The 6054-nt window shown below is 63.8% G+C and carries 4 protein-coding genes; 1 reads left to right on the forward strand and 3 read right to left on the reverse strand.

Annotation, left to right across the window (positions count from 1 at the left end; genetic code table 11):
• The first annotated feature begins 37 nt into the window (after positions 1-37).
• Complete coding sequence (locus H6718_28165; GenBank protein ID MCB9589323.1) at positions 38-892, forward strand: hypothetical protein; 855 nt, start codon at positions 38-40, stop codon at positions 890-892.
• On the opposite strand, the gene H6718_28170 is transcribed toward H6718_28165, so the two are convergent.
• The 3 genes from H6718_28170 to H6718_28180 form a co-directional block, all read right to left on the reverse strand.
• Complete coding sequence (locus tag H6718_28170; GenBank protein MCB9589324.1) at positions 889-4410, reverse strand: protein kinase; 3522 nt, start codon at positions 4408-4410, stop codon at positions 889-891. The genes H6718_28165 and H6718_28170 overlap by 4 nt on opposite strands.
• A 173-nt stretch (positions 4411-4583) precedes the next feature.
• The gene (locus tag H6718_28175) at positions 4584-5375 is read right to left on the reverse strand and encodes a hypothetical protein (protein ID MCB9589325.1); all 792 of its coding nucleotides are present in this window, start codon (positions 5373-5375) and stop codon (positions 4584-4586) included.
• Positions 5376-5490: 115 nt separating this feature from the next.
• Positions 5491-6054: DNA-directed RNA polymerase subunit beta' (locus H6718_28180; GenBank protein MCB9589326.1), on the reverse strand; the 564-nt coding region annotated here is incomplete at its 5' end.

Below are 6054 nucleotides of genomic sequence, written 5' to 3' on the forward strand. Positions count from 1 at the left end.
AAACAATTCTCGGGTCAGACATCCGAGAGGAGCACGCATGTCACTGTTCAACATCCAACGAACCCCTCTGCTGGTCGCACTAGCGCTAAGCGCCTCGTTCGCTCGCACCTCGGCGGCACAGGTGCCTACGAGCCTGCCGTTCTCGGGTAGCCTTACCACTGCGGCTGGTCCAGTGGATGGCGCGATCAGCATCACCTTCCGCCTCTTCGACGCTGAGACGAACGGCAGCCAGGTCTGGACAGAGACGCACACCACCACCGCAGCGAACGGCTTGGTGTTGGCTGATCTCGGCACGGCGGGTCAGCCCCTCAGTGCCGCGATATTCGATGGCACTCCGCTTTGGTTGGAGGTCCAGATCAACGCGGAGGTGCTATCGCCTCGCAGCGCTATTGGCTCCGTCCCCTACGCGTTACACGCTGCCGAAGCAGACTTCGCCAGCGTCGCGAGCAGCGCTGACGACGCAGCAGCGCTGGGCGGCCTTGGACCGGCGAGCTATCAGCGGGCCCTGACCGCTTCCTGCAGCTCTGGCTCCTACTTGCGAGGCATTAGCGCGTCCGGCGTCCCGACGTGCAGCGCTGACGCCGGCCTCACGAATCTCTCCGCTGGCACCGGCATCTCGATCAGCGGTTCTGGGAGCTCGCGGACGGTCGCCGTCAAAGGCAGCGGCATTACCCGCACGGAAATCAACGGGACCGAAGTTCAGGTCTATCAGGCGGCCCCAGGCTGCGGCGGTGGGTTGTCCACTTCCTCGAGTTGCAAAACTCTCGCCTGTCCTTTTCCAGGCGTTTCCACAGGGTACTACCAGTGTATTGGAGTTTGCGCTCCCCTCGGTCAACCGGCGGACTGTACGGGGCTACCCTCAGTCGGCTGGCTGCTTTCACCCAGCATCTAGTCACCCACCCCGAGCAGCAACCGCGCGTGGCTGCGTGGATTCGCAACGCCCAGTTCGAGCAGATCGCGGTGCGCTTGGCGCCCTTCCGCGCGCGCCCCAAAGCGCACGCGATCGAGCTGAAAGCGCGCGTGAGCGAGGTAGACTGGGGAATCAATTTCCTCGAGCTGCGCGATCGCATCACGCCACGCGCGTTCCGCCGCCTTCGGCCCCGCCCCATGTGCGTGCAGCGCGGCGGAGAGACCGATGCTGCGCGGTCCACTCGTAGGGGGCAGGGCAGCCAGCGCATCAAGTTCATACGCCACTTGGTCAACGTTCGGCTCCGGCCCCACGAGAAGTGCCGCGGCGCACAACGCGCGGTAAACACCAGCGATATACGTGGATGACATGACTGGGCTGTTCTGCACCAGAGCGTCCACACGCCGCCGAGTGCTGTCGATGTCGCCCCCAGTGTAGATCTCGACCTTGAGTTCCTGAAGCGCCGTGATGACCTGAACCACATCGGACTCAACGTCGTGGGCCCGCGCCCGCGCGACGCTCTGACGAGCGGCCTGAACCCGATCAGCCGCTAGCCAGAATGGCGTGGAGAACAGGGCAATCGTCCCCTGTAAAAAGTAGGCCCCGCGAAGCTCCGCATCTCGACTCCAGCGTGGGAGCTTATCGAGTACGTCCCGCAAGTCCGTGAGGTGCGCGGCCCGAGTCATCAGCGACGCCGCACGGGAACTGTCCCGATGTCGAAACTCGGCACACTCCCCAACCCATTCAAAGTGCGCGAGAGCTTGGGCGTGCTCCGCGCGGAACAGGTGAACCGCAGCTTCGGCCATCCGGAGCCAAGGGGTTGCCTTTTGTCCCAAGAGCGGAGAGAGACGGCGACACAGCTCGAGCGGGGCAGTCGCGACTCCCGGGAGGAGCGTGAGTACCGGCGAATGGTTGTGTACATACAGCCCAGCAGCGGCCTGAATCAGGGAGACATCCCCAAGATCGAGGGCGTGCTTGAACGCCAGCGCCGAGATGGGCAGAGCAAGCACATCGTGAAATGGCAAGCTCCAAGCCAGGGTCATGAGGACCTCCACCCGTCGAACGTCGCGATGGTCTAGCTCAGCGGGAGTTTTGGGAGTGAAGTCGTACCCCTTTGCCGCCAGTTCAGCTCCGATGTTGATCGCCTGAGCAATACCCGCAGCTCCGCGCTCGGGGAGTTGAATCCCGACGTCATCGAGGATGGGATGCAGTGCCGCGAAGCCTCGCCCAAGCTCGCCATTCAGCATCATCTGCCCCGCCGCATGAATCCGCAAGGCAACGCTTCCAGACAACCGCGCGGAGTCCAGGAAGGCGCGAGAAGCAAGGCCGGGCTGCCCGGCCAGTTGAAACGCATGCCCTCTGCGCTCGAGCAGCTCTGATCGAACCTGAGGCTCGTCCGTGCACTCGACCGCCACGCCGTAGCACTCCGCAGCGCGCAAGAAGGCGAGATTATCCTCCGCGGCGTGCGCGGCGTCACGACTGCACCGCAGCGCGGCGGCGCGATTGCCGCTCAGCCGATAATGGCGTGCAATTTCGCCCACGCTCTCAGGCGCGTGGCAACTGAGCAACACCGCAAGCTCCCCATGGAGCTCGCGGCACAGCTGCGTGGGCATGCCGGAGACAACAGCAAGCGCGATGCGGTCATGGCGAATTCCCAGTCCGCGGGGCGAGCCCGCCGTAGACCGCACCAAGCTGGAGTCTACTACCTCGTCCAGAGCTCGCGGATCGCGGGCGAGGTCCAGGCAAATCCGCTCGGCAATCGGGGCACCAAACAATGCAAGCCCCTGGAGGAGACGCTGGGCGGGGGGCGAGCACCGACTGATGCGTCTCTGCAGCGCGCGATCAAGCGAGGGTGCGACGGGTGCGTGCGCTTCAATGCTGTCCACGAGTTCACGCACGAACCCGGGAACACCGAGGGACTCCCGCACAATCGCGGCCTCACCGGTCTGCGGAAGGTTCCTTCCAACCAGCAACCGACTGGCGAGCTCGCTACACGCCGAAGGCGCTAGCGCACGAAGAGTCATCGTGGAAAACGCAGCACAGCGACGCTCGAGCTCCGCCTTCAACTCTTGCACATTCCCCGCCAGGTCACTGCGTACCGTGGCAACGACGAGCATGCGCGGTGAGTCCTGCCCGGCACAGATAAGCTGAAGCAAGCGTGCGCCGTCGCTGTCAATCGCATGCAGGTCATCGATGAAGATGACGAGGGACGTGTACCCTCCGACCCCCTGGAGCAGGTCACGAAGCGCTTCGACTCCACGCGCGAAACGAAACTCGCGATCAAGCTCGGAGCTTGAGTCCCGCGAGAACGATTTCACCCTACGCAGAACGGGAAACAAATCGGCGGCGGCGGAAGGATCGCGTGGTGTTATTCGCGCCGCGATTGGCTCCTGTAGGCGCCGCAAGTAGTTCGCCAGATCATCAAACACGCCGTCGAGCGCCTTGAAGCGAATCGACTCCGTGTCGTAGCAGAAGCCCCTGAGCACTAGTGCTCCCCCGCCCAAGGTGGACAGCCAATGCTCCACCAACGCGGTCTTTCCGATACCGCTCTGGCCCTCGATCCAGATTATCCCCTGCCGTCGCTCGAGCCCCGCCTCCAACTGCTGCAGCTCTACAGCTCTTCCAACGAAGGGCTCTTGAGCCTCGGCCACTGCAGGAATATCCGCTTGGAAACATTCCAGCACATCCGCACCAGAGGGGCGCTGGTCGGGTTCCGGGGAGAGGAGCGCCATCGCAAGCTCGGCCAGGTCGGCATGACCGACTTCCAGTTGCGTCGGTTCAAGCCCCGAGAGCCCCCGACACTTCTGCTCGAACAGGTGCTCCGTGCTACCTTCAAAGGGGCGCCGGCCGCAGACAGCCTCATAGAGCAGAATACCGAACGCGTACCAATCGCTTGCGGGCGTGGCGACGCCAGAGGTCCACTGCTCCGGAGCTGCGTACTGAGGCGTCCCGCAGCGCACCGTCGACTCCCCGTCTGCATCCGACGTGAGCCCGAAGTCCACCAGGACGACGCGCCCACCGTACTCCACGAGGACGTTGTCCGGCTTGATATCTCGGTGCACGCAACCCGCGGTATGTAGTGCAAACAAGGCAGCGGCGAGCTGCGAAAAAGCCCCACGCAAGCTCTGAGGTGATTTCGCGAGGAAACGCAGTACGGGCTCGCCGCGAATCAGCTCCATCGTCAACGCCCAAGAGTGCTCTGACTCGTACAACGAGTAGAGGCGCGCGAGGCCAGGGTGGCTTAGTGTCCGCATCTGCCGGTACTCGCGCTTGAAGCGATACAGCGCTTCCGCAGACGCAGCGCGCAACACCTTGAGCGCGATGGGGCGATCCAACAGTCGATCGCGCGCTTCGTACACAATGCCGAAGCTACCCTCCCCGAGCCGGCGCTCGATGGTGTAGCGATCGCTCGAGAAGTCAGCGCCAAGCCGAGTCTGTGGGGGCTCCACCTGGCGAGCCAGCTCAAGCATCAACGCATCGGAGTCCTCCGCGGGTCGCTCCACGCCGCGATGATGCCAGGTGCAGCGATGACCGACCAGTCAGCCTTCGGGCAATCCACGTGTAGGAGGCGCGAAGAGCCAACATTTCCCCGCGACAAACACCGGGCTGTTTCCAGCAATCTTCCCGCAGATTGCCTGAGATGAGCATAGGCGAAAGGCGAAACCGGGAAAATAGCTCACCACCAGGGGTCGCCTTCACTGAGCCACGCCCAGGCGCTCTTCAGCGCCTCGGCGTCGAGCTCCGCTTGATCCAAGTGCTTTGCTTGAATGCCGCTTCGCAGCAAATTGCTCACGCTGCGGCCAGCCGCGCAGTCCTGACACGCGAACAGGACTCGCTCGCCGCCTTGCGCTGCGAAAGCCTGCACGACACCTGAGCTAAAGCCTGAAACCCCTCCCCCGATCAAAAATCCTCGAGGAAACAAGATAGGGCTCTCCCGAAGCAAATCCAACGCTGTGTCTGCCCCGGCCCCGTAGCCCACCAAGGTGCTGCGCTGCCCGACGTGCTTGCCAAATTTCGCAGAGAGCGCCTGGATGGAGTCCTTGAAGTTCTTTACCCCCGCTGCTGAGTCAGAAGCCGGTGAGGGACACAGCAGGAAGCCTGAGCTCGGCTTGACCTGTTCCCAGCGCTCGCACTCCTTGGCGGTGTCCGGCGTGGTCAAGACCACCAGGACCGGCTGCGTCAGCTTCTCACCGACGGGCACCAGCGTGCGCCCGACGGGCTTACCTGCGAGCTCCAGGCTGAGCTGCTTCGGCCCAGCGAGCGGCGCCAGTTGCTCGCGCTGAGCGACCGAAGCACTTCCGCGCGGCACCAAAGGTCGAATGCCGCTGGCGAGAGGCTGAGGTGGCGTCCCTTGTTCCACCGGGGCGCTCGCGCTGGCTCCAGGCCGAGCGGGCTTGCTGTCCGAGTCACAGCTACAGCCGCTGAGCATCAGCAGCAGTAGCCAGATCGTCCCCCGAGAGCGAGCCATCCCCCTCATGTTAGGGCGCGCCGGGCACAAAAGCGAACCACCACAAAAGCGAACGAGGGACCCGGTTCATCCCGAATCCCTCGCTCACAGGGCTGCGCCCAACTGTCGACTGCTATCAGTCTTCGTTCATCGCTGCGGTCATCTGCGGAGCGGGGTGATAGACCCGCGCGGCCGCTGCGTGGTGGACGTCGTCCTCCACGATGACCTGGAGGCGCTTGTAAGCCGGCAGACCGGTACCTGCGGGGATCAAGCGACCCATGATGACGTTCTCCTTGATACCGCGGAGGTCGTCGGTCTTGCCGCAGATGGCGGCCTCCGTGAGCACCTTCGTGGTCTCCTGGAAGGACGAGGCGCTGATGAACGACTCGGTGGAGAGCGAGGCCTTGGTGATGCCCAAGAGCATCGGCTCGGCCACGGCGGGGTGCCCACCGCGCTCCATCACGCGCGCGTTCTCACGCTCGAAGACGTACTTCTCGACCTGCTCGTCGATCAGGAAGTTGGTGTCGCCGACGTCCTTGATGCGCACGCGACGCAGCATCTGACGCACGATGGCTTCGATGTGCTTGTCGTTGATGCCTACGCCCTGCAGGCGGTAAACCTGCTGGATTTCGTTCACCAACCACGCCGCGAGCTCCTTCTCGCCCTTCACGCGCAAGATGTCGTGGGGGTTCGCAGGACC

This window comes from Polyangiaceae bacterium, from assembly GCA_020633205.1.
GTDB lineage: Bacteria > Myxococcota_A > Polyangia > Polyangiales > Polyangiaceae > JAHBVY01.